The organism is Pseudooctadecabacter jejudonensis, from assembly GCF_900172275.1.
Taxonomy (GTDB): Bacteria; Pseudomonadota; Alphaproteobacteria; order Rhodobacterales; family Rhodobacteraceae; genus Octadecabacter; species Octadecabacter jejudonensis.
In genome coordinates this window covers 1-23,083 of sequence record NZ_FWFT01000002.1, presented here as the reverse complement: position 1 = coordinate 23,083, position 23,083 = coordinate 1, and the positions used below count along the sequence as shown (strand labels likewise).

Genomic DNA, 23,083 nt, shown 5'->3' with positions numbered 1-23,083 from the left:
GACCCAGATGACCAAATCCTTCGCCTTCCTCGCCGCTGCTGCCCTGACCCTGTCCGCTTGTGATATGGTCGAAATCGCAGCCGTGGACACAGGCCGTGACGCGGCCCGCGCCGTTGTGGCCCCGATTGTGGCCGACACTGTGCCGGGGCCTGCTGGGCAGGTTTTGACGAACTGTATCATCGACAACGCCACGGGCGACGAACTTTTGGTGCTGGCCGCACAAGGGGCCAGCGCCGACAACATCACACTGGTGTCCAACATTCTTGCACGGCCTGCGACAGTGACCTGTGCGACGTCAGGTCTGACGTAGGGTAAGATCAATTGATGAGCACCCCTCGTTTCCTATGCCTTGGCACGCATCACAAGACCGGCACCGTCTGGATGGATTTGGTGACGCGGCGGCTGTCTCGACGTCTGAAGATTGCGCGGAACGTGATCAAGGGCGAGAAGTTGAACGATCCAACGTGGGAGCCGGATGAAGACCGATCTATCCTGATCAGCTGGCACGGGGAATTCAACCAAGGCATGTTGGCGCACCCCGACGCACGGTTCATTCATATGGTCCGCGACCCGCGGGAGGTGTTGGTGTCCGGCACGCATTATCATCTGCGCAACCAGACCGAACGGTGGTTGCACATCCCGCGTGAGAATTTTGGCGGCCGCAGCTATCAAGAAGAGATGTTGGCTTTGCCGACGTTTGAAGATCAGATGCGGTTTGAGATGGACCATCATTTTGCAAAGACGATGGGCGAAATCCGTGCGTTTATTGCCACTGGCGTGGCGCATGTGCGCTGGCACTTTGAGAAGCTGATGGTCGACAAACAGTTTACGGAATTTGATCGCGGGATGGACCACTGGGGTATCGATGGCCTTGACCTTGATATGGCGCGGTCGGTGTTTCGCCGGAATAGTCTGTTTGGAAACCTGAAGCAGGACGAAACGCTGAAGGGCCATGTGCGAAAAGGTGCGCGCAAGGACTGGCGTTCTACATTGCCGCCGAGCGTGGCGAAGACGTTCGTCGATCGGTTTGGAGATGATGTGGTCGCGCTTGGATATGCAGCGGACGCGTCGTGGATCAATGAATTGACGCCTGACCCGTCCCTGCAAGTGGCGATGTGATGTGTGAAATTGAAAACAAAAGATGCGGTGATCGCATCGTTCGAAGGAGGCTAACATGGTTCAATTGACCCTGCCCAAGAATTCCCGAATGACGACAGGCAAGACTTGGCCGCGTCCTGAAGGGGCAAACAATCTGCGCAAGGTGCAGATTTACCGTTGGAACCCTGACGACGGACAGAACCCGCGTCTGGACACCTATTTCGTCGACATGGACAGCTGTGGCCCGATGGTTCTGGACGCGTTGATCAAGATCAAGAACGAGATCGATCCGACGCTGACGTTCCGCCGGTCTTGCCGTGAGGGGATTTGCGGGTCTTGTGCGATGAACATCGACGGGATCAACACGCTGGCCTGTATCTATGGCATGGACGAGATCAAGGGCGACATCAAAATCTATCCGTTGCCACACATGCCGGTGGTGAAGGATTTGATCCCGGATCTGACGCATTTTTATGCCCAGCACGCGTCGATCATGCCGTGGTTGGAAACGAAGACGAACCGTCCCGCGAAGGAGTGGAAGCAGTCGATTGCGGACCGCAAGAAGCTGGATGGTTTGTATGAATGTGTGATGTGTGCGTCCTGTTCGACGTCGTGCCCGTCGTATTGGTGGAATGGTGATCGGTATCTGGGGCCAGCGGCGTTGTTGCATGCGTATCGCTGGATCATCGACAGTCGTGATGAGGCCACGGGGGAGCGGTTGGATGATCTGGAGGATCCGTTCAAGCTGTACCGTTGCCACACGATCATGAACTGCGCGAAGACATGCCCCAAGGGTTTGAACCCGGCTGCGGCCATCGCCCACATCAAGAAGATGATGGTCGAACGGTCCGTTTGATCGCGCCCTGAAGACGATGAAAAAGGCGCCCATCCGCAAACGGGGGCGCCTTTTTCTTGTCTGGGGGTATTAGGTATTTTTGACCCAAAGAAACGGGGGTCAGCCTTCAAAGGCCGCCCTAAGCGCCAGGTGAACCATGTCGGCAAAGCTTCGTTCGCGCTGGTCGGCGGGCAGGGCCTCTTTGGTTAACAGGTGATCGGACACGGTCATGACGGCCAAGGCGCGGCGGCCATATCGGGCCGCGAGGGTATAGAGTTCGGCGGCCTCCATTTCGACGCCGAGGATGCCGTGGCGCATCATGGCTTCGTTCAGGTCAGGGCGTTCGTCGTAGAACGTATCGGATGAGTAGATGCCGCCGACGTGGACGCCCACCTGCAAGGAGGCGGCTGCTTGCGCCGCAGCCGACAGCAAACTGAAATCCGCGCAGGGGGAAAAGTTCAGGTCGCGGAAGATGCTGCTGGACGGAGACGCGTAGGTGGTCGCCGTCATCGCGATGATGATGTCGCGCAGGGCAATGGTGTTTTGCATCGCCCCGCAGGACCCGATGCGGATCAGGGTTTGGACGTCAAAGTCGCGGATCAATTCGTTGGCGTAGATCGACATCGATGGCATGCCCATGCCGGACCCTTGGACGGTGACGCGGTGGCCTTGCCAAGTGCCGGTAAAACCCAGCATTCCGCGGACATTGTTGATGCAGCGGGCGTCGGTCAAAAAGGTTTCTGCAACCCATTTCGCGCGATAGGGATCGCCTGGCATTAATACGACGTCAGCAATGTCGTCTGTTTTCGCACCGATGTGGAGTGTCATACTGGTCCCATACTCTCGTTTTCCGTCACCGTATTGAGATGCAATTGCGGGATCAATTCTCTTTCAATTTCCCCTAGCTTTTGTTTGGGCAACATATCAAAGATGCCCGAAACGGGGAGAGATTCATGAAAAGATTTGCACTATTCGCCGCGTGTTTGCCTGCAATGGCACTGGCCCAACCGGCCGACGAAGAGGCGTTGATGCGGGCTACGTTGACGGAATTGAACCTGCAGTCTTTCGAGACGGGGACCGAGTATTGCGGTTATGTGGGCTTTAATGATGCGGGCGAATTGATTGCCTCGCCTCCGACAGCAGGGGACGAAAGCAGCTGTTTGTCCGATGACCCAACGGAGATTGCGGTGATCACGGCATCTTATCACACCCATGGAGATTTTTCGACCGAGTACAGTTCCGAAACACCGAGCGGTGCAGACATGGAAGGGGACGAAGAAGAAGGCATCGATGGTTGGGTCGCCACACCGGGCGGGCGGCTTTGGTATATCGACACCACGGATATGGTGACATTTCAAATCTGCGGGATTGGCTGTCTGGCGCAGGATCCCGATTTCATCGAAGGTGATGACGGCTTTATTGCCGAAGAATACACCTACGATGAATTGGTCGAGAGGCTGGAATAATCAGATTGCCAAACTCTCCGCGGTCGCGCCGGATTTGATGGCGGCGTGAAACCAGTCCGGTTTGCGGCCCTTGCCGGTCCAGGTTTGGCTGGGGTCGGCGGGGTTGGCGTATTTGGGTTTGGACGGGGATTTGGCGGCCTTGGTTGCTTTGCCGGGTTTGGCGGGGGCGCCCAAAACCTCTTCCACGGAAACGCCATGTGATGCGGCAAGCTTTTCCATTTCCTGACGTACTTTTTTCACGTCTTGCGCATGCAGACGATCCAATGCCTTTTGCACATCACGCGCCAGTTTTTCCAATTCCTTTTTGGACATTGATTTCAGATCAATTGCCATGTCGCGCTCCTTTTCACGAATGTGATGCGCGTAGTGAAGGCCAATCGTCTGGATCGCAATGGGCTATTTCAGTTTATCTGTCCTTTTATACAGCCCCGTAGCCGTCGGAATTGATATCGGGCGGTCTATTCGGCGGCGACGGCGGACGGGTCGGCCAGATCAACGATGTCGTTCATGATGCGGTTCAATTCGAAATCCTTGGGCGTGTAGACCTGTGCGACGCCCATGGCACGCAGGCGATCTGCGTCCTCGTCCGGGATGATGCCGCCGACCACGACCGGCACGTGGGACAGGCCAAGGGCGCGCATTTTATCCATCATGTCGGTGACCAACGGGATGTGAGACCCCGACAGGATCGACAGGCCGACGACATGGGCATCATCCCGTTGGATGGCGTCGATGATTTCGTCCGGCGTGAGGCGGATGCCTTCGTAGGTAATATCCATGCCGCAATCGCGGGCGCGGGCTGCGATCTGTTCGGCGCCGTTGGAATGACCATCGAGGCCCGGTTTGCCCATGAGGAATTTCAGCTTGCGGCCCAGTTTCGCGCTGACGGTCGACACACGGTCGCGAATGTCATCAAGGCCTTCGGTGCGGTTGGATGGGTTCTGCGATACGCCTGTGGGCGCGCGGTACTGGCCGAACGCCTGACGGATGACTTCGGCCCATTCGCCGGTTGTGACGCCGACTTTCGCGGCGGCGATGGAGGGGCGCATGATGTTGCTGCCGTCTAGGGCGGCGGCCTTCAGATCGGCCAGCGCACGTGCGACAGCGGCGGCATCGCGGCTGTCTTTCCAAGTGCTGAGACGATCCAGCTGGTCGGCCTCGGCCTCTGGGTCGCTCACCATAATGGCGTCGTCGCCGGAGGTCAGGGGCGAGGGTTCGCCGTTCTGGTATTTGTTGACGCCAACGACGGTGGTGTCGCCTGCCTCAATCCCCGCGATGCGGGCGGCGTTTGAATCAACAAGCCGCGCCTTCATATATTCGATCTTTTCCTGCGCGTTGGCCATGCCGTCTAATTGTGCCAATTCCGCCCGCGCGCCCTCTTTCAATTCGCCGACCTTCTTTTCGACCGCCGGATTGCCGGTGAACAGATCGTCGTATTCCAACAGATCCGTTTCAAAGGCGAGGATTTGCTGCATTCGCAGGGACCATTGCTGATCCCAGGGGCGGGGCAGGCCCAGGGCCTCATTCCAGGCGGGCAATTGCACGGCGCGGGCGCGGGCGTCTTTGGACAGCGTGACGGCCAGCATTTCGATCAGAATGCGGTAGACGTTGTTTTCGGGCTGCTGTTCGGTGAGGCCCAGTGAATTGACCTGCACACCGTAGCGGAAACGACGGAATTTGGGGTTTTCGACGCCATAGCGATCCTGACAGATTTCATCCCAAAGTTCGACAAATGCGCGCATCTTGCACATCTCGGTCACAAAACGAATACCTGCGTTCACGAAGAACGAAATGCGGCCCACCATGGCAGGGAAATGTTCGGCGGGCACTTTGCCCTTGAGGTCGTCGAGAACGGCAATCGCTGTGGCGAGGGCGAACGCCAGCTCCTCCTCCGGCGTCGCCCCCGCTTCCTGCAGATGATAGGAACACACGTTCATCGGGTTCCATTTTGGCAGGTATTCGCGGGTATAGGCGGCGACGTCGGTGATCATGCGCAAGGACGGCTCGGGCGGGCAGATGTAGGTGCCACGGCTGAGGTATTCCTTGATGATGTCGTTTTGAACGGTGCCTTGCAGGGCGCTGACGTCGGCGCCCTGTTCCTCGGCCACGGCAATATAAAGCGCCAGCAGCCAAGGTGCCGTCGCGTTGATCGTCATCGACGTGTTCATCTGTTCCAGCGGGATGTCATCAAACAGCGCGCGCATGTCGCCCAGATGGCAGACGGGCACGCCGACCTTGCCGACCTCACCGCGGGCCAGAATGTGGTCACTGTCGTAGCCGGTTTGCGTCGGCAGATCGAAAGCCACGGACAGGCCGGTTTGGCCCTTGGCCAGATTGCCCCGATAAAGCGCGTTTGAGGCCTTGGCGGTGGAATGGCCTGCGTAAGTTCTGAACAGCCACGGACGATCGGCTTGGCGATCGGACTTTGAAACGTGGCGATCTTTCTGCGTCTGCGTCATGGGCGGGCCTCGTGAATCAGGTTGCGCAATTTTATTACTCAATCAATGACGTATCTGAAAGATTATGCCCTTGTCAACGCGCTGCGCTGCGGCATGACCCCATTTACCCCAACGTCTTTCCCTGCCACGGTCCACCCCATGACAATGCCTGTGGCCATTCCCCTTTGGCTTTTGATTTTGATGGTTTTGTTCGCGGCGGTGACGTTCGCGTCCCATTTCCTGTTTCCGTCGGTGCGTTGGTTTTTCCGCAGACGGGCGGAGAGGGTGGTGGCGCGGGTCAATGCGCGGCTGCAAAAACCGATCGAGCCGTTCAAGCTGGCGCGGCGCTACGACACCATTCAACGTCTGGTCTATGACCCAGAGGTTATTCAGGCGATCAATGACTACGCGCAGGCCACGGGGATCCGTGAAGACGTGGCGTTTGAAAAGGCCCGCCATTACGCGCGCGAAATCGTGCCCTCGTTCAGTGCCACGGCCTATTTCAGTTTCGGGATGCGGGCGGCGAAATGGCTGTCGCGGTTTTTGTACCGTCTGCGCGTGGGACAATTTGACCGTGCGGAGTATGAGGCGATTGACCCCGACGCCACCGTGATCTTCGTGATGAACCACCGCAGCAACATGGATTATGTGTTGGTGACCTATCTGGTCAGCCGCGCGACCTCTTTGTCTTATGCGGTGGGCGAATGGGCGCGGGTCTGGCCGCTGTCGGCGGTGATCAAGATGATGGGCGGGTACTTTATCCGCCGCAAATCGCGCCGGCAGGAAGAAAGCGGTGATCTCTATCGCAGGGTTTTGGCCCGCTACGTGCAGATGGCGACGGAGGGCGGTGTTACGCAGGCGGTCTTCCCCGAGGGTGGGTTGTCGTTGGATGGCAACCTTGCGCGGCCCCGGTTGGGAATCCTCAGCTATATTACGGACGGTTTCAAACCCGACGGGCGGGACGTGGTCTTTGTGCCGGTGGCGCTGAACTATGACCGCGTGTTGGAGGACCGGTTCCTGATCAAGGCCCATGCAACCGGTATACGGCGGTTTCGGCCGCCCTTGTTTACGGTGTTGGGCGGGGTCGTGGGGTATTTGTGGGCGCGGTTGACGCGCAAGATGACGGTGTTTGGCACCGCAAGTGTCAGCTTTGGCGCGCCACTGTCCCTGCACGACTTTGCTGACCGTCACGATGGCGACACCAAAGCCTTGGGCGAGGAGTTGATGGGCCGGATCAGCGCCGTCATCCCCGTGGTGCCCGTGCCGCTGGTCTGCCGCGCGCTCTTGAACGGCGCCACAACCCAGGCGGAGATCGTGGCCCAGATCGCCGCTGACCTTGATGCCATGCCGGTCGGGCTGCGCACCCCGCGGCGTGATCCAGCGCAATTGGCGCAAGACGGAGTACGGATTTTGCAGCGCCGGGGGCTGATCGACAGGGGCGACATCCTGCGTGTCACCGAGGGAGAGGCTGATGTGGTCACATATTACGCCAACACAATCGCGCATCATTTCAAGGATCCTGTGATTTTGCCTCAGGATGCCGCAACGCAGAAGACATAAAATTACAATACTGGCAATCATTGGGTTGCTTTATTGCTTTGCCGTCTCTAATTCTTGCTTCAACGCGCCGATTCTGCGGCGCGGCACTCGGAGTTTTAGACGGAGATGAGCGATATGGCCCTCGACACCCAAGAAAATGCCGCGACTGCGAAGGCACCGGTGAAAGACCTCTATGAGATGGGTGAAATTCCACCCATGGGCCATGTGCCCGCGCAGATGTATGCTTGGACGATCCGCCGTGAACGTCATGGTGAACCGGACAAGGCGTTTGAGGTTGAAGTCGTCGACGTGCCGACGTTGGACAGCAACGAAGTTCTCGTCCTCGTGATGGCGGCGGGCGTGAATTACAACGGCGTTTGGGCCGGTTTGGGCCAACCGATTTCCCCCTTCGACGGCCACGGCGCGCCCTATCACATCGCAGGCTCCGACGCGTCGGGCATCGTTTGGGCGGTGGGCGACAAGGTGAAACGCTGGAAAGTGGGCGATGAGGTTGTCGTCCATTGCAACCAGGATGATGGCGATGATGAGGAATGCAACGGCGGTGATCCGATGTTTTCCACCAGCCAGCGCATCTGGGGGTATGAGACGCCGGACGGATCGTTCGCACAGTTCACAAACGTGCAGGCGCAACAGTTGATGCCGCGGCCCAAGCACCTGACGTGGGAAGAAAGCGCGTGTTACACGCTGACGCTGGCGACGGCCTATCGGATGCTGTTCGGGCATGAACCCCATGACCTGAAACCGGGCCAGAACGTGTTGGTCTGGGGGGCATCGGGCGGTTTGGGGTCCTATGCGATCCAGTTGATCAATACGGCGGGTGCCAATGCGATCGGCGTGATCTCGGACGAGGACAAACGGGACTTCGTGATGGGGCTGGGCGCCAAGGGCGTCATCAACCGCAAGGATTTCAACTGCTGGGGCCAGCTGCCGACGGTAAACACGCCTGAATATAAGGAGTGGTTCACTGAGGCGCGCAAGTTCGGCAAGGCCATCTGGGATATCACAGGCAAGGGCAACAATGTCGACATGGTGTTCGAACACCCCGGTGAGTCCACGTTCCCTGTGTCCACGTTGGTCTGTAAAAAGGGCGGCATGGTCGTGATCTGTGCTGGCACCACAGGGTTCAACTGCACCTTTGACGTGCGCTACATGTGGATGCACCAGAAACGTCTGCAGGGCAGCCATTTTGCCCACCTCAAGCAGGCGTCGGCGGCCAACAACCTGATGGTGGAACGTCGTCTGGATCCGTGCATGTCCGAAGTGTTCCCTTGGGATCAACTGCCCGACGCGCACACCAAAATGCTGCGCAATGAACACAAGCCGGGCAATATGTCGGTGCTGGTTCAGGCCCCGACAACCGGTCTGCGCACCCTTGAAGATGTGATTGCCGCCAAAGGCTGACGCTGAAATCTTTTCCCCTGAGACTGGCCCGCACGATCTTTGTCGTGCGGGTTTTTTGCATCGATCCGATGGGGGGGAACTAGGGTGGGGCCGCGGCTGTAAGACAGGCCGCAGACCTGCGATAGTTCGAATGGCCCGAATCACCCTATGGGCGAGTGCGCGGATTTGGACGCCGAATGACCCATGAAAAACCAATATATTAGGGAATCGGACCCTCCCCATTTATAGCGGGGTGGTTTCAGCGGGTAGGTAAGCCCCCAGAAACATGGAAAAGTGAGGAACAGGCGCAGGAAAACCCCCTGTGGCCCTCAAGTGTTAACCTTTCGTTAACCCCTCAAAAGGAGACTCATTCATGGGACAGAAATGGATCATCGACGTAATCGCCGACCTTCGCACATTTGCTGACCAGAACGGGTTGCCCATGCTGGCTCACCAGCTTGAAGTGACCTCGACTGTTGCGCAGGCTGAGCTCACGTCGATGCAAGAGGGGGCGCCGTTCGCGGCGAATGAGAATGCAAGGCAACCTTCGCCGCCATTTGGCGACACTCGAACAGGCCACGGAGCTTAGCGCCCTACAGACCTGCACCGAAGCCCTGCGCGACCATTACGGTGTGGCCCATCTGGGCTATCATTGGGTGTCTGCGGATGGCGAACAATACGGCTGTGGCACCTATTCCATCGAATGGATTACCCGGTACGTGCAGAACGATTACGTTCGCATTGACCCCGTTATCATCGGCTGTTTCCAACGGTTCCACCCCGTGGATTGGAAAGAGCTGGATTGGTCCAGCAAACCCGCCATCGCCTTTCGCAAGGAAGCGATTGAGGCGGGCGTGGGCAACCAAGGCTATTCCATCCCCATTCGCGGCCCCAGCGGGCAGTTCGCGTTGTTTTCACTGTCTCACAACGCGACGGATGAGGACTGGGCCGATTTCACCGAAACGCACCGGCGCGATTTGATCCTGTGCGCCCATTCGTTCAATCAAAAAGCGCTGGAGATTGAGGACAAGCGGCGTCCAGAACCTGTCAAACCCTTGTCCGGCCGTGAGGTGGATGTGCTGACGTATTTGGCCATGGGGTATTCACGGGGCCAGGTGGCGCAGACGTTGAACCTGTCGGAGCACACGTTGCGGGCCTACATCGAAAGCGCGCGGTTCAAACTGTCGGCCAGCAATACCATGCACGCAATTGCCCGCGCGGTGTCAGAGGGCCATATCATCATGGGCGGCGCTGCCCGTGCGGCGCAGGGCAAATGGCCCGGGCGCGAAGCGATTGAGGCTGCGGAATAGCGCCCGTTTCGACGTGCCGCGCAACACCCACCGAACGGTCTGAAAAGAGGGCATTAAACCACCCGCCCTAGGGTCTTCGTCATACGGACGGAGGCCCACATGCTACGATATCTTTACGGATCACAACTCGACGCTTACCCCAAACTTTCAGATACGATGTTTCGCGACCGCGCCGCGCAATTCCGCGACCGGTTGAAATGGGATGTCGCGGTTGATGCCCAAGGCTATGAACGCGATGAATACGACGCCTGCGATCCGCTGTATGTCATCTGGCAACAGCCCGATGGCAGCCACGGCGGGTCCATGCGGTTTTTGCCAACCACAGGCCCCACGATGGTCAATGACCACTTCAGCGATTTGATGGACGGCGACAGGGTGCAAAGCCCCCACATCTGGGAATCCACCCGTTTTTGTCTGTCGTGTGACAGCAACAGCCGCGTGGCGGCGGCGCTGGTTCTGGGCGGCATCGAGATCGGGCGCGGCTTTGGCATCACACAATGTGTCGGCGTGTTCGATGCGCGCATGGTGCGCATTTACCGCATGATCGGGGCAAGCCCCGATGTTTTGGGCAGCACCGGCGAAGGCCGCGCAAAGATCAGCGTGGGACTGTGGACGTTTGACCCGATTGACCGGATGCGCGTTTTGCTACGTGCAGGCGTGTCGTCCACGGTGTCGGAACACTGGTACGCCCGCGCCTTTGGATCGCGTCCTCTGAAATTGCAGGCGCGCGCCGCGTAACCGCTGGAACATGGCCGGTGGCGGGGATAGTGTCCCGCCATGGCCCTTCCCGCATTCACCCTTTCCGAAGATCAAGCCGATGCGTGGGACACCGTATCGGACCTGTTGCAGTCGGTCGGCGTCGATCTGGTGGAGGGGACAACGCTGCCCCCCGCTGAGGATCCTGACAATTCCACGTTGGCGGTCCTGGGCAAAGCAGGCAGCGGCAAGACCTTGCTGTTGGCCCAGTTGTTCAAGGCGCTGCAGGCGGCGGGCGTCGATGTGGTGTCTGGCGATTGGGAAGGCCGCAAAAAACGCGACCGCCGCACGCTGGCGATCCTTGCGCCCACCAACAAGGCCGCATCGGTGTTGCGCACACGTGGTGTGCCCGCAACCACGATCCACCGCATTCTGTACACGCCCGTCTATGATCCAGAGTTTGAAAAGGTGGCCGAATGGCTGGCCGGTCAAGGCGACAAACCCGAGATCGAGGGGCTGACCGATGTGGCGCTGGAACGGGCGTTCGACAGCTATCAGAAGAATTCGTCGGTGCCCGCGGCCCTTGCGGCGGCCGGGCTGCGTGGGTCCGATTTCATCACCGGTTGGAAGCGGCGCGAAGATCCGCTGGACATCGGGTTTGTCGATGAATCCTCCATGCTGGACGCCAAGCAATTCGAAGACCTGAAGGATATCTTTCCGACGTTGGTTTTGTTCGGTGACCCGGCCCAGCTGCCGCCCGTTAAGGCGGAGGGCGGGCAGATGGTGTTTGATACCTTGCCTGCCCCGCGCAAGCTGGAGCTGAGCCGCGTGCACCGGCAGACCGCTGACAACCCCATCCTTGATCTGGCGCATGCGCTGGCAGATCCAGCGGTGGATTTCTACGCCTTTGAAAAGCTTGTGGGGGAGGCTGCGGCCAAGGATGACCGTGTGGTTATGGCCGGGCGGGTGGAAAGCGATCTGATGGCACGGTCTCCCTGTCTGGTTTGGCGCAATGCCACGCGGATCAAACTGATCCACGCCTTTCGCGCAGCTTACGGCGCGCCCGATGATGAACTTCTGGAGGGCGAGCCGCTGATTTGCGACGGCATTGAATTGCCCATGAAGCACCGCAAAAAACGGCTGGATCTTGAGGCCCGTGGCCTGATCAAAGGGGCGCAGGTGGTCTACTTGGGGCCCGGTCGCAAACCTGGGTTCTCGCGCCTGCATGTGATGGGGGCCGAAGACCCGCAGCTGAGTGCGGCGTCAATTGTGAAGATCGAATTCGAAGGGGATGAGGAGCCGTTCATTCCGTTTGCAGCCAAGATGGGGGCCACCTTCTTGCATGGCGCGGCGGTGACCATCCACAAGGCGCAAGGATCGCAGTGGGACACGGTGCAGGTCTTTGCGCCGGACATTTACGCAGCCTCGCGCATGGGACGGGTCGAGGCGGGGCAGCCGCTGTGGAAACGGCTGGCCTATGTGGCGATCACCCGGGCGGAAAACAAACTGTGTTGGGTGGTGCGCAACCGGCTGGCGCGGCCCAGCGGGCTCTTGACGACGGATGATTTGCGCACGGCACCGGCACCTCTGGCACTTGAGACGCAGGAGGATGAGGGATGAAAACGCTTATCGTGACAGGCGCCAGCAGTGGCATCGGGCGGGCCGTGGCGGAGCGGTTTCTGGAGGAAGGCTGGGCCGTCGGCCTGATCGCACGACGCAAAGAGGCACTGCGTGAGGTGGCGGAGGGGCGCGATCACGCCCATGTCCTGCCCTGCGATGTGACCCAGCCGAAGACCGTTACCACGGCCTTTGCAGACTTTGTGGCTCAGGCGGGCAGGTTGGATTGTCTCTTTAACAACGCAGGCCTGTTCACGCCCGCTGCCCCCATTGATGAGGTCGCGGTGGACGACTGGATGCAGGCCGTGAACGTCAATTTGACAGGCATGTTTTTGTGCGCCCGCGCGGCCTTTGGGCAGATGCGAGGCCAAGAGCCCATGGGCGGACGGATCATCAACAACGGGTCGATCTCGGCCCATGCGCCCCGTGAAGGATCAGTGACCTATACGACCACGAAACATGGTGTAACGGGGTTGACCAAATCGCTGGCGCTGGATGGTCGGTCTTTTGATATCGCTGTCAGCCAGATCGACATTGGCAATGCCCAGACCGAATTGTTGCAAGGGATCGTGGACCGCGCGGTGGCCGATGGCCAGACCCCGCCGCCCACGATGGAGGTGGATCTTGTGGCGGATGCGGTGTGGCATATGGCGAACCTGCCGTTGCACGCGACCACCTTGTTTCAGACGATCATGGCAACGAAAATGCCATATGTCGGGCGGGGCTGAACAAAATTCCGGAATTTTGTTGGTGATCTAAATTCCGCGAAATTTAGATTATCGTTGGAACATGCGGAACGCGGCGGAGGCAAGCCAGCCTGCGGCGATCGCAATGGCCAGCGACATCAGACCGTACAACAGTGGCTGATTGCGTGACATCTCAAACAAGAACCGTTCCAGCCCCGCTTTGAACACGGCGATTTCAGTCTCGTAGAGGTCTACAACCTCACCATCACGGGTGATGAAAATGCGGGCCGTGTAGGCCCCTTCGGTCAGGGCAGCGGGCAATGTGATCTGGCCACGAAAGAGGGTCTCTTCTTCGATCAACACCTGATCTTCGAGCACTTGGTATTGTCCGTTGCCTGCGCGGATGCGGATCAAGGCATCCGTGAACGCCCTGGCATTGGCGACCGTATCGGGTGCGCCCACGGACCGGATCACCCGCGGGATTGAGATATGGTGCCGCAGGTCTTCCGTATCGTTCAGTACGTCGCGCAGGGGGGCCGAGGTGGCGACAGCATAGAACGATGGCGCCGCGTCGACCTCAACCGCGTCGGTGTTGGCCCAGATGCCCACCACCCGTTCCTTGCGGCGCACGGTCACGGGTTGGTCAGGCCCGGCGAGGGTGATGATCACCTCCAACGGGCCGCCTGCGGGGGCGGGGGCGTCGCGTTTGATCGCGCCGAAAATCAACACGTCGGAGCCATCGAAGGTCGCGGTGATCGCAACCTCATTCCGACTGAGGCCAAGGACGATTTCTTCGGCCACGACCGACTTTGTCGGCAGGATGAGAAGAACGGAAAGAAGCAGGACCCGGATCATCAGTGTCCCCCCGCCGCGCCGATGCTATAAAGTTCCGCCGGTGTCAGCAGCAGATCGAGCGCCAGTTTACCGCACACGGCCAGCACCATGATCGCCAGCAGGATGCGCAGCTGTTCAGCTTTCATTTTGACGCCGATACGGGTGCCGATCTGCGCCCCGATCACGCCGCCGACCAGCAACAGCACGGCCAGTACGACATCGACGGTGTAGTTTGTCGTGGCGTGCAGCAAGGTGGTAAAACCGGTCACAAAGATGATCTGAAACAGCGATGTGCCGATCACGACCTTGGTGGGCATGCCCAGCAAATAGATCATCGCAGGCACCATGATGAACCCGCCGCCCACGCCCATGATCGCGGCCAGAATGCCCACGCACAGCCCCACCAACAGCGGCGGAATAACCGAGATATAAAGGCCCGAGACGCGGAATTTCATCTTGAATGGAAGCGCATGGATCAGCCCGTGTTTGCGCCGCGTGGGCACAGCCGTTGCCGGATTGCGCGACCGGCGGATGGCGTTCAGGCTTTCAACGAACATCAGCCCGCCAATGATCCCCAGAAAGACGACGTAACACAGCCGCACCAGCAGATCGACCTGGCCTAAGGATTTCAGGTAGTTGAACAGCACAACGCCAAGGGCCGCCCCAACAAGCCCCCCGATCAGCAACACCGTGCCCATGCGTAAATCGACGGTCTTGCGCCGCAGGTGCGCCAAGACGCCGGAAAAGGACGAGGCCACAATCTGGTTGGCCTCGGTCGCCACGGCCACGGCGGGGGGAATGCCGATAAAGAACAACAGGGGCGTCATCAAGAATCCACCGCCCACGCCGAACATGCCGGACAAGATGCCCACAATCCCGCCAAGGCCCAGCAACAAAAAGGCGTTGACCGAAACTTCGGCGATGGGGAGGTAGATTTGCATGCGGCCTCCATACGCCCCTGTTGGCCGTATGATCAACGCCCAATTGAGGCTATGGATAAGACCAGACGTCTCAATCAGCGAGAATTTTGGTTAAATATGCGGCAGTGCAGCACGAAGGACCTTTTCCAGCTTTGCTGCACCGATGGGGGCCATCGCTTTGGTGTGGGAGTGGGAGATTGATTCGTCGCTCATTCCTGCGGCCATGTTGGTGATCGTTGAGATCGCGCCGCAGCGCAGGCCCAGGAACCGGCCCAGGATGACCTCAGGCACGGTGGACATGCCCACGGCATCGGCACCCAAGGTGCGCAGGGCCTTGATTTCTGCGACGGTCTCAAACGACGGGCCTGAATACCACGCATACACACCTTCGTGGAGATGGACATCAGCCGTAACCGCTGCGGTACGCAGCACATCGCGCAAGGCGGGGTTGTAGCAGTCTTTCATAGGCACAAAACGCGCGTCGGTCTGTTCGCCGATCAGCGGGTTGAGGCCGCTGAAATTGATGTGATCCGACAGCATCATAATATCGCCCGTGGGCATGTCTGGCACCATGGATCCGGCCGCGTTGGTGGCGATCATCGTGTCCGCACCCAAGGCTTTCAGAACCTCAAGGGGCAGGCGCATGGCATCGCCGCGCCCGCTTTCGTAGTAATGCGCCCGTCCGCCGAAGACGGCGACGCGCACGCCTTCCAACTGGCCGATCACCAGTTGGGGCACATGGCCGCTGACGCCTGCGTGGGGGAACCCCTCCAGTTCGTCATAAGGAATGGCGACGCCTTCGACGGCACCGGCCAGATGCCCCAGACCGGACCCAAGGATCAGGCCCAGCCGCACCGGCGCATCGCCTGCGATTTCGCGGATCTTATCCGCGAGGTCTTCAGCGTTCCTTGACATAGGGTTGTCCCCCTGCGCGCGGCGGAATGGCCTTGCCCACAAAGCCCGCCAACACGATCACGACGAACAGATAGGGCAGGGATTGGATCAGCTGGCTGGGCACTTTGACGGTTTCGAACAGGGCTGCGACCAGACCGGCCTCTTCGCCGGTTGAGCCAACCCAAGTGGCCAGCGCGATGACAGTCAGCACAGCCGACAGCCCGCCCAGTACGATCACGTCGATCTTTTCGCGTTTGATCGCGTAGAGGACCATGGCCGCGGACGCGCCGATCAGGATCACCATGATCCACAGCACCTGCAGCTGGATGTTTTGGAACCGATTATCAATCGCAAAGAACAGACCAAACAGCAGGCAGGCCCCCAGCGCATACCACGGGCGCCATTTGGCAAAGATCAACGCGGCCAGCGCGATAAAGCCACGGTTGGCGGTCATGTCTTTGGTAAAGCCCGCTTGCACAGCGGTCGACAGATACGCCCCCGCGATGCCGCACAGGATGCCGCAGATGATGACGGCGGAATAGCGCAGACCCACGACGCTGATGCCTGCGGTGTCCACGGCCTCTGGCGCTTCGCCCACGGCGCGCAGGCGCAGGCCGAACCGCGTGCGGTACAAGATCCACCACGTCAGCGGTACGGACAACAGGCCGATATACACAAGGATCGAGTGGCCCGAGACGAATTCGGAATAGAACTGCATGCCCGGAGAGGCCTGCATTTTCTCACGGACACGGGTCAGCGCGCCGGGGAAATCGATGCCATCAAACCGCGCGGCCCCCGACAACGACGGCGTGCGCCCGCCTTGGGCGAACCAGCCTTGCGCAATCACGACCGTCAGGCCAGCGGCGAAAAAGTTGATGGCCACGCCGGAAATCAACTGGTTGCCCCGGAACGTGATCGACGCCAGCCCATGCACGATGGACAGCGCGATTGAGATGCCGATGCCCGCCAAAAGGCCAACCCAGACGGACCCGCTGGCGAAAGACACAGCCGCCGACAGGAACGCCGCCGCCAGCATCTTGCCCTCAAGCCCGATGTCGAAAATCCCCGCACGTTCAGAAAAAAGCCCCGCCAAACAGGCCAAAAGCAGCGGGATCGCCATGCGGATCGAGGCGTCGCCAAGTTGGACGATTGTGAAGAAATCCATGTCGCTTACTCCTTCACCGCTTTGCTGCTAAACCGCATGAACAACCCTTCAATCGGGCTGCGCACCATTTGGTCCAATGCGCCGGTGAACATGATCACCAGGGCCTGGATCACGACGACGATCTGGACGGGGATCGACGTGGCCGCCGACAGTTCCGCCCCGCCTTGATACAGCGCGCCGAACAAAAGGGCCGCGATGATGATGCCGACGGGGTGGTTGCGTCCCATCAGCGCCACGGCGATGCCGATGAAACCCGCGCCGCCGGCGGCGTTGTCCACCAGTTGCGGCGTGTTGATGCCCATGGTGTTGTTCACCGCCATCATCCCCGCCAAGGCGCCCGAAATCAGCAAGGCAATCATTGTGATGTTCACCGCCGAAATGCCCGCATATTTCGCGGCACTTTCAGACTGTCCAAAGGCGCGGATCTGATACCCCAGCCGCGTGTGCCAGATCAGCAGCCACACGCCCACACAGGCCAAAAGCGCAATGAAGATGGAGATATTGACGGGGGAGCGCCCGAACAATTCGGACCCGAACAGCCCCGCGATGTCGTTCAAAGACGGCAGGTGCGTCGCCTCCGGGAAGATGGCCGTAGCCGTCTGCATCTGGCCCGCAGGGCGCAGGGCGTCAGACAGCATGTAAACCAAAAGGCCCGACGCCATGAAGTTGAACATAATCGTCGTGATCACGATGTGGCTGCCGCGCCGCGCTTGCAAATAGGCGGGGATCGTCACCCAAAGGGCACCGAAGACCGCCGCCGCAGCCCCGCCCGCCAACAGCGCCAAGGTCCAGTGGGGCCAAGGGATAAACAGGCACACGATGGCAGCACCCAGACCGCCGACCAGCACCTGACCCTCACCGCCGATGTTAAAGAGCGACGCATGAAACGCCACCGCCACGGCGAGCCCCGTAAAGATGAAATTCGTGGCGTAAAACAGCGTATAGCCGAGGAAATCCGAGGTGCCGACCGCGCCAAAGGCCATCAGCTTGATCGCCTCCCACGGGTTTTGGCCCACGGACCAGAACACAATGACCGAAATGATCGCCGCCAGCAGCAACGACACCACCGGCACAAGGATCACATCGGCCCATTTTGGCATCTTTTCCATGGGTTACACCTTTTCGCCTGTGCCCGCGTGGGCAAGGTTGTCTTCAATTTCTTTTACGGAATGAGGCGCGTCCGTATCGGTCACACCGGCCATGAGCAGGCCCAATTCGGTCTCGTCCGTCTCGGATGGCAGCCGTTCGCCCATAATCTGGCCGTCAAACATCACCGCGATGCGGTCGCTCAGGCCCATGATCTCATCCAGTTCCACGCTCACCAACAGGATCGCCTTGCCCTTGTCACGCAAGGCCACGATCTGTTGATGAATAAATTCAATCGCACCGATGTCCACACCGCGGGTGGGCTGGCCGACCAGCAGCAAGTCGGGATCACGTTCAATCTCACGGGCGACGACGATTTTCTGCTGGTTCCCGCCGGAGAAATTCTTGGCTGCCAACATTGGATTGGGGGGGCGCACATCGAAGCGGTCCATCTTTTCCTGCGCGTCCGCCAGAATGGCCTTGTTGTCCATCAACGCACCCTTTTGATAACGCGCGTCGTGGTGGTAGCCGAAGGCGGTGTTTTCCCAGGCGGAAAACTCCATGATCAGGCCTTCGTGCTGGCGATCCTCCGGCACATGGGCAATGCCACGGTTGCGGCGCGATTGTCCGTCCGAATGGGCGCCGGTCAAATCAATCGCCTCCCCGTTCAGCAGAATTTCACCCGTGGCCTTTTCATAGCCGCCCAGAACCTCCAACAGTTCAGACTGGCCATTGCCGCTGACGCCCGCGATGCCAAGGATTTCGCCAGCACGGATGTTGAAGGAGACGTCTTTCAAACGGTGCACGCCTTGGGCGTCGGTGACGTTAAGCCCGCGCACCTCAAGCACCGTGTCTTTGGGTTGTGCGGGCGTTTTATCCACCCGCAACAACACCTTACGGCCCACCATGCGTTCGGCCAGATCAGCCGGATTGGTGTCGACCGTTTTCACAGACCCCACCATTTCGCCACGCCGCATAACGCTGACGGTGTCGGTGATGTCCATGATCTCCCGCAGTTTGTGGGTGATCAGGATGATCGTTTTGCCTTCTTGCTTCAGCCGCCGCAGGATGCGGAACAACTGGTCGGCCTCCGCCGGGGTGAGAACGCCCGTGGGCTCATCCAGGATCAGAATGTCCGCCTCACGATACAGTGCCTTGAGGATCTCAACCCGCTGCTGCATGCCCACGCCGATATCCTGGATGATCGCGTCGGGATCGACGTTCAACTCATATTCCTCAGCCAGCGATTTCAACTGCTTGCGCGCCTTGGCAAGGGACGGTTTCAACATCGCGCCGTCTTCGGCCCCCAGCACCACGTTTTCCAGCACCGAAAAATTCTGCACCAGTTTGAAGTGTTGAAACACCATGCCAATGCCCGCTGCGATGGCCGCCTGGCTGTCGGGGATGTCGGTGCGGTTGCCGCCCACGTAAATCTCACCGGCGTCAGCTTTGTAGAAGCCATACAGGATCGACATCAGCGTGGATTTGCCCGCGCCGTTCTCCCCGATGATGCCATGAATCGTGCCGGGCATCACGCTGATGGAAATGTCTTTGTTGGCCTGCACAGGGCCGAAGGCCTTAGAAATGCCTTTGAGTTCAATGGCGGGGGCGTTCATGCGCTTTGTCCTTTACCCAACAAATCCGGCCAGCATCACCAGCTTACCGTCGGCGTTTGTGTCCGCAAAATAGGTGCCGTGCTGGATCATGTCGGATCCATCGGGGCCTTTGCCGCCAAAGGCGACGGTCGCGCGGGTGTAGTCGTTTACGGTGTCTGCCGTGTCCACGCTGGCGGTCCATCCGGGGGCGTTGGCGCTGAACATGCCGACATAATCGGCCACTGCATCCAGGCCGGACAGGCGGCCACCGCTGCGTGGGTCCGAATAGGTGAAACCGTCGGCAATGGCCTTTGCGATCATGGCTTTGCGCGCGTCGGCGTCGGCCTCTCCCCAGCTTGCGAAAAAGGTGGCTAGTGCGTCATCCATGTGCTGTTCCCCTGTGGACGGTGCCCGTTTGGCGATTTGAAAAGGCCGCGCCAATCTCTCGGCGCGGCCTTCTCATGTTCGGTTAACTGGTCTTAGAATTCAAGCGCAGGGCAGGTTTCGTCGGACATGTAGTCGTGGACCATCAGCTCACCCGATGCCATGGCAGCGGTTGCGGCTTCGACGGAGGCCAGCATGTCTTCGCTTACCAGTTCGGCGTTGAATTCGTCGAGGGCCACGCCCACGCCGCCTTCAGCCACACCGAGGATCACGATGCCCGCGTCTGTGGTGCCCGAGAAGCTTTCATAAACCACGTTATCAACGCGCTTGAGCATGGATGTCAGGACCTGACCCGGGAACAGGTAGTTCTGGTTGGCGTCCACGCCGATGGACAGGATGCCTTCGTCGGCTGCGGTTTGCAGAACACCAACACCGGTACCGCCCGCGGCCGCAAACACAACGTCAGACCCTTGAGAGATCTGGCTCAGCGCCAGTTCGGACCCTTTTACGGGGTCGTTCCAAGCGGCTGGTGTCGTGCCGGTCATGTTGGAAATAATGGTCATGTCTTCGTTGGCCGCCATTGCGCCCTGTGCGTAGCCACAGGCGAAACGACGGATCAGCGGGATGTCCATACCGCCCACGAAGGACACGGTGTCCGTTTCAGACGCCATACCGGCCATCATGCCCACAAGGTAGGAGCCTTCCTGTTCCTTGAAGCCCACAGCGCGGACGTTTGGCATGTCGATCCAGGACACGTCGATCACAACGAAGTCTGTGTCAGGGTGATCGGCGGCCACTGTTTCCAGCGCGGTCGCCCAAGAGAAACCCGCCATGACGATGGGGCTGTTGCCGTCTTCGGCAAAGCGGCGGATCGCCTGTTCACGCTGCGCGTCGGATGTGATTTCGAATTCAGCAAATTCCTGGCCGTTCTCGTCGGCCCAACGCTGTGCCCCGTTGTAGGCGCTTTCGTTGAAGGATTTGTCGAACTTGCCGCCCAGGTCATAGATAATGGCTGGGCCAGCGCTGTGGCCGTCTGCGAAGGCAGCACCGGCTGCCAGTGCCATGGCGGTCGTTGCGCCCAGAAGTGTTTTTGTAAGGCTCATGTAGAGGTCTCCCCGTTTCGTGTGGTGGGCGCTTTGGTGCGCCCCGTTGATCCTTGGCGCCGCAGTAGGATGCGGTGCGGATGTTTGATCATGCACAAGTAGGCCCCGAAGGACAGGGAAGTTCAACTGATTCTGACAGGTTTGCGGGCAAACGCCTTAGAATGAGGCATCAGACGTGGGGTCAAGCCTGCGTTTCATGCAGATCGCCCCGCTGCCGTCTTTGTAATAATTAGCCCGCGTGGCGTAGGCGGTGAACCCAAGCCCGCGATAGAGGGCGGAGGCCGCGAAATTTGTGTCGCTGACTTCAAGAAACACATCTTCGATCCGCGCTTTGGCCATTGTGGCGAGAGCCGATGCCAACATGGCTTTGGCCCGCCCTTGGCCCTGCACGCGGGGGTGTGTGGCCAGCGTCAGCACCTCGGCCTCGGGCCCGATGCGGCGGATCACGGCGAAACAGGCATCGTCGCCAAAGATCGAAACCGTTGGATCGTGCAGGTAGCGGGCGAAATCCGCTGGCGGCCAGCCCTTGCCCGCGCCAAAGGCCGCGTCATGGGTTTCGGTCAGCCCTGCGGGGGTCACGCCGTCGGTCATGGCAGGATCAGGGGGGGGTGTTCGCGCGACGGCGCAGCATCGGGCGCCTTGACGTACAGCGGCGCGGGGGCGGGAATATCGCCGCCTTGCATGATCCGTGCCGCGGCGATGTGCGCCATCGCCTCCATATGCGCAGAGGCGGCGAACGCAGCCGATGACCGCGCCATTGCCGGCGGGGTGTCAGTCATCACAGGGGTCTGCATCGTTTCAGCGTCAAACAGATAAACCTGATCGCGCGGCGCTGGCACGGTCGTCATGGCGCAATTGGCCAGATGCTGGGTGGTCTCGAAGAGCGACATGCCAACGGCAGGCACCTCAAGGGCCAAGGCGAGGCCCCGCGCCGCCGACACCGAAATCCGAATGCCTGTAAAATTGCCCGGCCCGATGCCCACGGCAATCGCATCCAGATCGGCCCATGTCTGATCGTGCTTGGCCAACAGCCCCTCAAGCAGGGGCATCAGCCGCTCCCCCTGACCCCGCGCCATCTCTTCGACGACCACATGGACCATGCCATTCAAACGCAAAGCGGCGGCGCAATGCGCCGCCGATGTATCAAACGCCAGAAGGGTCGGATCAGGCTGCATCTTTTAGCGTGCGTCCGCTCAGGCCGCGACGGGCCGGACCTCGACCACCTCGGGGATGTAATGGCGCAGCAGGTTCTCGATCCCCATCTTCAACGTCAAGGTCGAAGACGGGCAACCCGCGCAGGCGCCCTGCATGTGCAGATAGACCACACCGCGGTCGAACCCGTGGAACGTGATGTCGCCGCCGTCTTGGGCCACAGCAGGGCGCACCCGCGTGTCCAGCAGTTCCTTGATCTGGTTCACGACCTCACCGTCTTCGCCGGTGTGTTCGGCGTGGCCCGATGCCGCCTGTTCGCCGGTCATCACGGGCGCGCCGGATTGGTAATGTTCCATCACCGCACCCAAAATCGCAGGTTTGATGTGATCCCATTGCACATCGTCGCCCTTGGTGACCGTCACGAAATCAAGGCCAAAGAACACGCCAGTGACGCCTTCTACCGCGAAGATGCGGCGGGCCAGCGGGCTTTTCTCTGCGGCCTCAGCCGACGGGAAATCGGCTGTGCCCATCTCCAACACAGGCTGACCTGGCAGGAATTTCAACGTGGCGGGGTTCGGTGTGGATTCGGTCTGGATGAACATCTGCGAAAACCTTTTTTGTCAGGCTTTACATATGCGGGCCCGTCGCTGCGCTGTCAAGGTTTGGAACGATTCTAAACTGCGCAACGGCAACGGGCCGCCCCAAAGGGGCGGCCCGTGCTGTGTCTTGAAAAGATCGACTTAGTTGAACTCGATTTCCTGGGTGTCGACGATCTGGCCGCCCACTTTCAGGACTGCGATCGCGTCAACGTTGGAGCGGCGGATGTCGACGTTGGTTTCGGTGTTCGCACCGGCCATCACGGCC

At 59.7% G+C, this 23,083-nt stretch carries 24 protein-coding genes; 10 read left to right on the top strand and 14 right to left on the bottom strand.

The features are described 5' to 3' along the window. Positions 1-7: 7 nt before the first annotated feature. From PSJ8397_RS05145 to PSJ8397_RS05135, 3 genes are read left to right on the top strand one after another with little or no spacing between them, the layout of a single operon-like run. Complete coding sequence (locus PSJ8397_RS05145; protein WP_085863534.1) at positions 8-310, top strand: hypothetical protein; 303 nt, start codon at positions 8-10, stop codon at positions 308-310. A 14-nt stretch (positions 311-324) separates the two neighbouring features. Further along, on the top strand, positions 325-1,119 hold the full coding sequence (locus tag PSJ8397_RS05140; RefSeq protein WP_143515376.1) for a sulfotransferase: 795 nt from the start codon (positions 325-327) through the stop codon (positions 1,117-1,119). A 55-nt stretch (positions 1,120-1,174) separates the two neighbouring features. Continuing rightward, complete coding sequence (locus tag PSJ8397_RS05135; protein ID WP_085863532.1) at positions 1,175-1,954, top strand: succinate dehydrogenase iron-sulfur subunit; 780 nt, start codon at positions 1,175-1,177, stop codon at positions 1,952-1,954. Positions 1,955-2,053: 99 nt separating this feature from the next. Here the strand turns inward: PSJ8397_RS05135 and deoD are convergent, their stop codons facing one another. Continuing rightward, a complete protein-coding gene (gene deoD / locus PSJ8397_RS05130; RefSeq protein ID WP_085863531.1) occupies positions 2,054-2,761 on the bottom strand; it encodes a purine-nucleoside phosphorylase in 708 nt (235 codons plus the stop codon). A 125-nt stretch (positions 2,762-2,886) separates the two neighbouring features. Between deoD and PSJ8397_RS05125 the strand changes: the two genes are divergently transcribed. Next, the gene (locus PSJ8397_RS05125) at positions 2,887-3,399 is read left to right on the top strand and encodes a DUF4329 domain-containing protein (RefSeq protein WP_085863530.1); all 513 of its coding nucleotides are present in this window, start codon (positions 2,887-2,889) and stop codon (positions 3,397-3,399) included. On the opposite strand, the gene PSJ8397_RS05120 is transcribed toward PSJ8397_RS05125, so the two are convergent. Together PSJ8397_RS05120 and PSJ8397_RS05115 are read right to left on the bottom strand one after the other, a co-directional pair. Beyond that, entirely contained in the window at positions 3,400-3,732 is a 333-nt protein-coding gene (locus PSJ8397_RS05120; protein ID WP_085863529.1) for an H-NS histone family protein, read from the bottom strand. Positions 3,733-3,857: 125 nt separating this feature from the next. After that, a complete protein-coding gene (locus tag PSJ8397_RS05115) occupies positions 3,858-5,858 on the bottom strand; it encodes a protein meaA (RefSeq protein ID WP_085863528.1) in 2,001 nt (666 codons plus the stop codon). A gap of 138 nt (positions 5,859-5,996) precedes the next feature. Here PSJ8397_RS05115 and PSJ8397_RS05110 point away from each other — a divergent pair, with 138 nt between their 5' ends. From PSJ8397_RS05110 to PSJ8397_RS05085, 6 genes are all read left to right on the top strand, one after another. Beyond that, a complete protein-coding gene (locus PSJ8397_RS05110; RefSeq protein ID WP_085864256.1) occupies positions 5,997-7,397 on the top strand; it encodes a 1-acyl-sn-glycerol-3-phosphate acyltransferase in 1,401 nt (466 codons plus the stop codon). Between the two features lie 114 nt (positions 7,398-7,511). Continuing rightward, positions 7,512-8,798 (top strand): crotonyl-CoA carboxylase/reductase, encoded by a 1,287-nt coding sequence (gene ccrA, locus PSJ8397_RS05105; protein WP_085863527.1) that lies wholly within the window; start codon positions 7,512-7,514, stop codon positions 8,796-8,798. Positions 8,799-9,304: 506 nt separating this feature from the next. Beyond that, positions 9,305-10,087: a helix-turn-helix transcriptional regulator gene (locus PSJ8397_RS05100; RefSeq protein WP_143515375.1), complete on the top strand. Its 783-nt coding sequence runs from the start codon at positions 9,305-9,307 to the stop codon at positions 10,085-10,087. 99 nt (positions 10,088-10,186) lie between these two features. Then, positions 10,187-10,825 (top strand): acyl-homoserine-lactone synthase, encoded by a 639-nt coding sequence (locus tag PSJ8397_RS05095; RefSeq protein ID WP_085863525.1) that lies wholly within the window; start codon positions 10,187-10,189, stop codon positions 10,823-10,825. A 39-nt stretch (positions 10,826-10,864) separates the two neighbouring features. Further along, the gene (locus PSJ8397_RS05090) at positions 10,865-12,403 is read left to right on the top strand and encodes an ATP-dependent DNA helicase (protein ID WP_085863524.1); all 1,539 of its coding nucleotides are present in this window, start codon (positions 10,865-10,867) and stop codon (positions 12,401-12,403) included. Beyond that, positions 12,400-13,128, top strand: coding sequence for an SDR family oxidoreductase (locus tag PSJ8397_RS05085; protein WP_085863523.1), 729 nt, complete (start codon positions 12,400-12,402; stop codon positions 13,126-13,128). Before PSJ8397_RS05090 ends, PSJ8397_RS05085 begins: the two co-directional genes overlap by 4 nt. A 48-nt stretch (positions 13,129-13,176) precedes the next feature. On the opposite strand, the gene PSJ8397_RS05080 is transcribed toward PSJ8397_RS05085, so the two are convergent. The 11 genes from PSJ8397_RS05080 to PSJ8397_RS05030 all read right to left on the bottom strand — a co-directional run bounded on the left by PSJ8397_RS05080 (position 13,177) and on the right by PSJ8397_RS05030 (position 22,821). Continuing rightward, positions 13,177-13,941 (bottom strand): TIGR02186 family protein, encoded by a 765-nt coding sequence (locus PSJ8397_RS05080; protein ID WP_085863522.1) that lies wholly within the window; start codon positions 13,939-13,941, stop codon positions 13,177-13,179. Beyond that, positions 13,941-14,861, bottom strand: coding sequence for a sulfite exporter TauE/SafE family protein (locus PSJ8397_RS05075; RefSeq protein WP_085863521.1), 921 nt, complete (start codon positions 14,859-14,861; stop codon positions 13,941-13,943). Before PSJ8397_RS05075 ends, PSJ8397_RS05080 begins: the two co-directional genes overlap by 1 nt. Positions 14,862-14,951: 90 nt before the next feature. Further along, positions 14,952-15,755, bottom strand: a complete 804-nt coding sequence (locus PSJ8397_RS05070; RefSeq protein ID WP_085863520.1) for a purine-nucleoside phosphorylase — start codon at positions 15,753-15,755, stop codon at positions 14,952-14,954. Further along, positions 15,739-16,899, bottom strand: a complete 1,161-nt coding sequence (locus PSJ8397_RS05065) for an ABC transporter permease (protein WP_085863519.1) — start codon at positions 16,897-16,899, stop codon at positions 15,739-15,741. The genes PSJ8397_RS05070 and PSJ8397_RS05065 overlap by 17 nt, the downstream gene beginning before the upstream one ends. 5 nt (positions 16,900-16,904) lie before the next feature. Continuing rightward, positions 16,905-18,008 (bottom strand): ABC transporter permease, encoded by a 1,104-nt coding sequence (locus PSJ8397_RS05060; RefSeq protein WP_085863518.1) that lies wholly within the window; start codon positions 18,006-18,008, stop codon positions 16,905-16,907. Positions 18,009-18,011: 3 nt separating this feature from the next. After that, positions 18,012-19,601 (bottom strand): ABC transporter ATP-binding protein, encoded by a 1,590-nt coding sequence (locus PSJ8397_RS05055; protein ID WP_085863517.1) that lies wholly within the window; start codon positions 19,599-19,601, stop codon positions 18,012-18,014. A gap of 12 nt (positions 19,602-19,613) precedes the next feature. Beyond that, positions 19,614-19,967 carry a nuclear transport factor 2 family protein gene (locus PSJ8397_RS05050; protein ID WP_085863516.1) on the bottom strand — a complete coding sequence of 118 codons (354 nt, stop codon included), beginning with the start codon at positions 19,965-19,967 and terminating at the stop codon, positions 19,614-19,616. Positions 19,968-20,059: 92 nt separating this feature from the next. Then, the gene (locus PSJ8397_RS05045) at positions 20,060-21,067 is read right to left on the bottom strand and encodes a BMP family lipoprotein (protein WP_085863515.1); all 1,008 of its coding nucleotides are present in this window, start codon (positions 21,065-21,067) and stop codon (positions 20,060-20,062) included. Between the two features lie 156 nt (positions 21,068-21,223). Then, positions 21,224-21,658, bottom strand: coding sequence for a GNAT family N-acetyltransferase (locus PSJ8397_RS05040; protein WP_085863514.1), 435 nt, complete (start codon positions 21,656-21,658; stop codon positions 21,224-21,226). Beyond that, positions 21,655-22,242, bottom strand: a complete 588-nt coding sequence (gene tsaB / locus PSJ8397_RS05035; protein WP_085863513.1) for a tRNA (adenosine(37)-N6)-threonylcarbamoyltransferase complex dimerization subunit type 1 TsaB — start codon at positions 22,240-22,242, stop codon at positions 21,655-21,657. The genes PSJ8397_RS05040 and tsaB overlap by 4 nt, the downstream gene beginning before the upstream one ends. An 18-nt stretch (positions 22,243-22,260) precedes the next feature. Further along, positions 22,261-22,821: a NifU family protein gene (locus PSJ8397_RS05030; protein WP_085863512.1), complete on the bottom strand. Its 561-nt coding sequence runs from the start codon at positions 22,819-22,821 to the stop codon at positions 22,261-22,263. Positions 22,822-23,083: the final 262 nt, after the last annotated feature.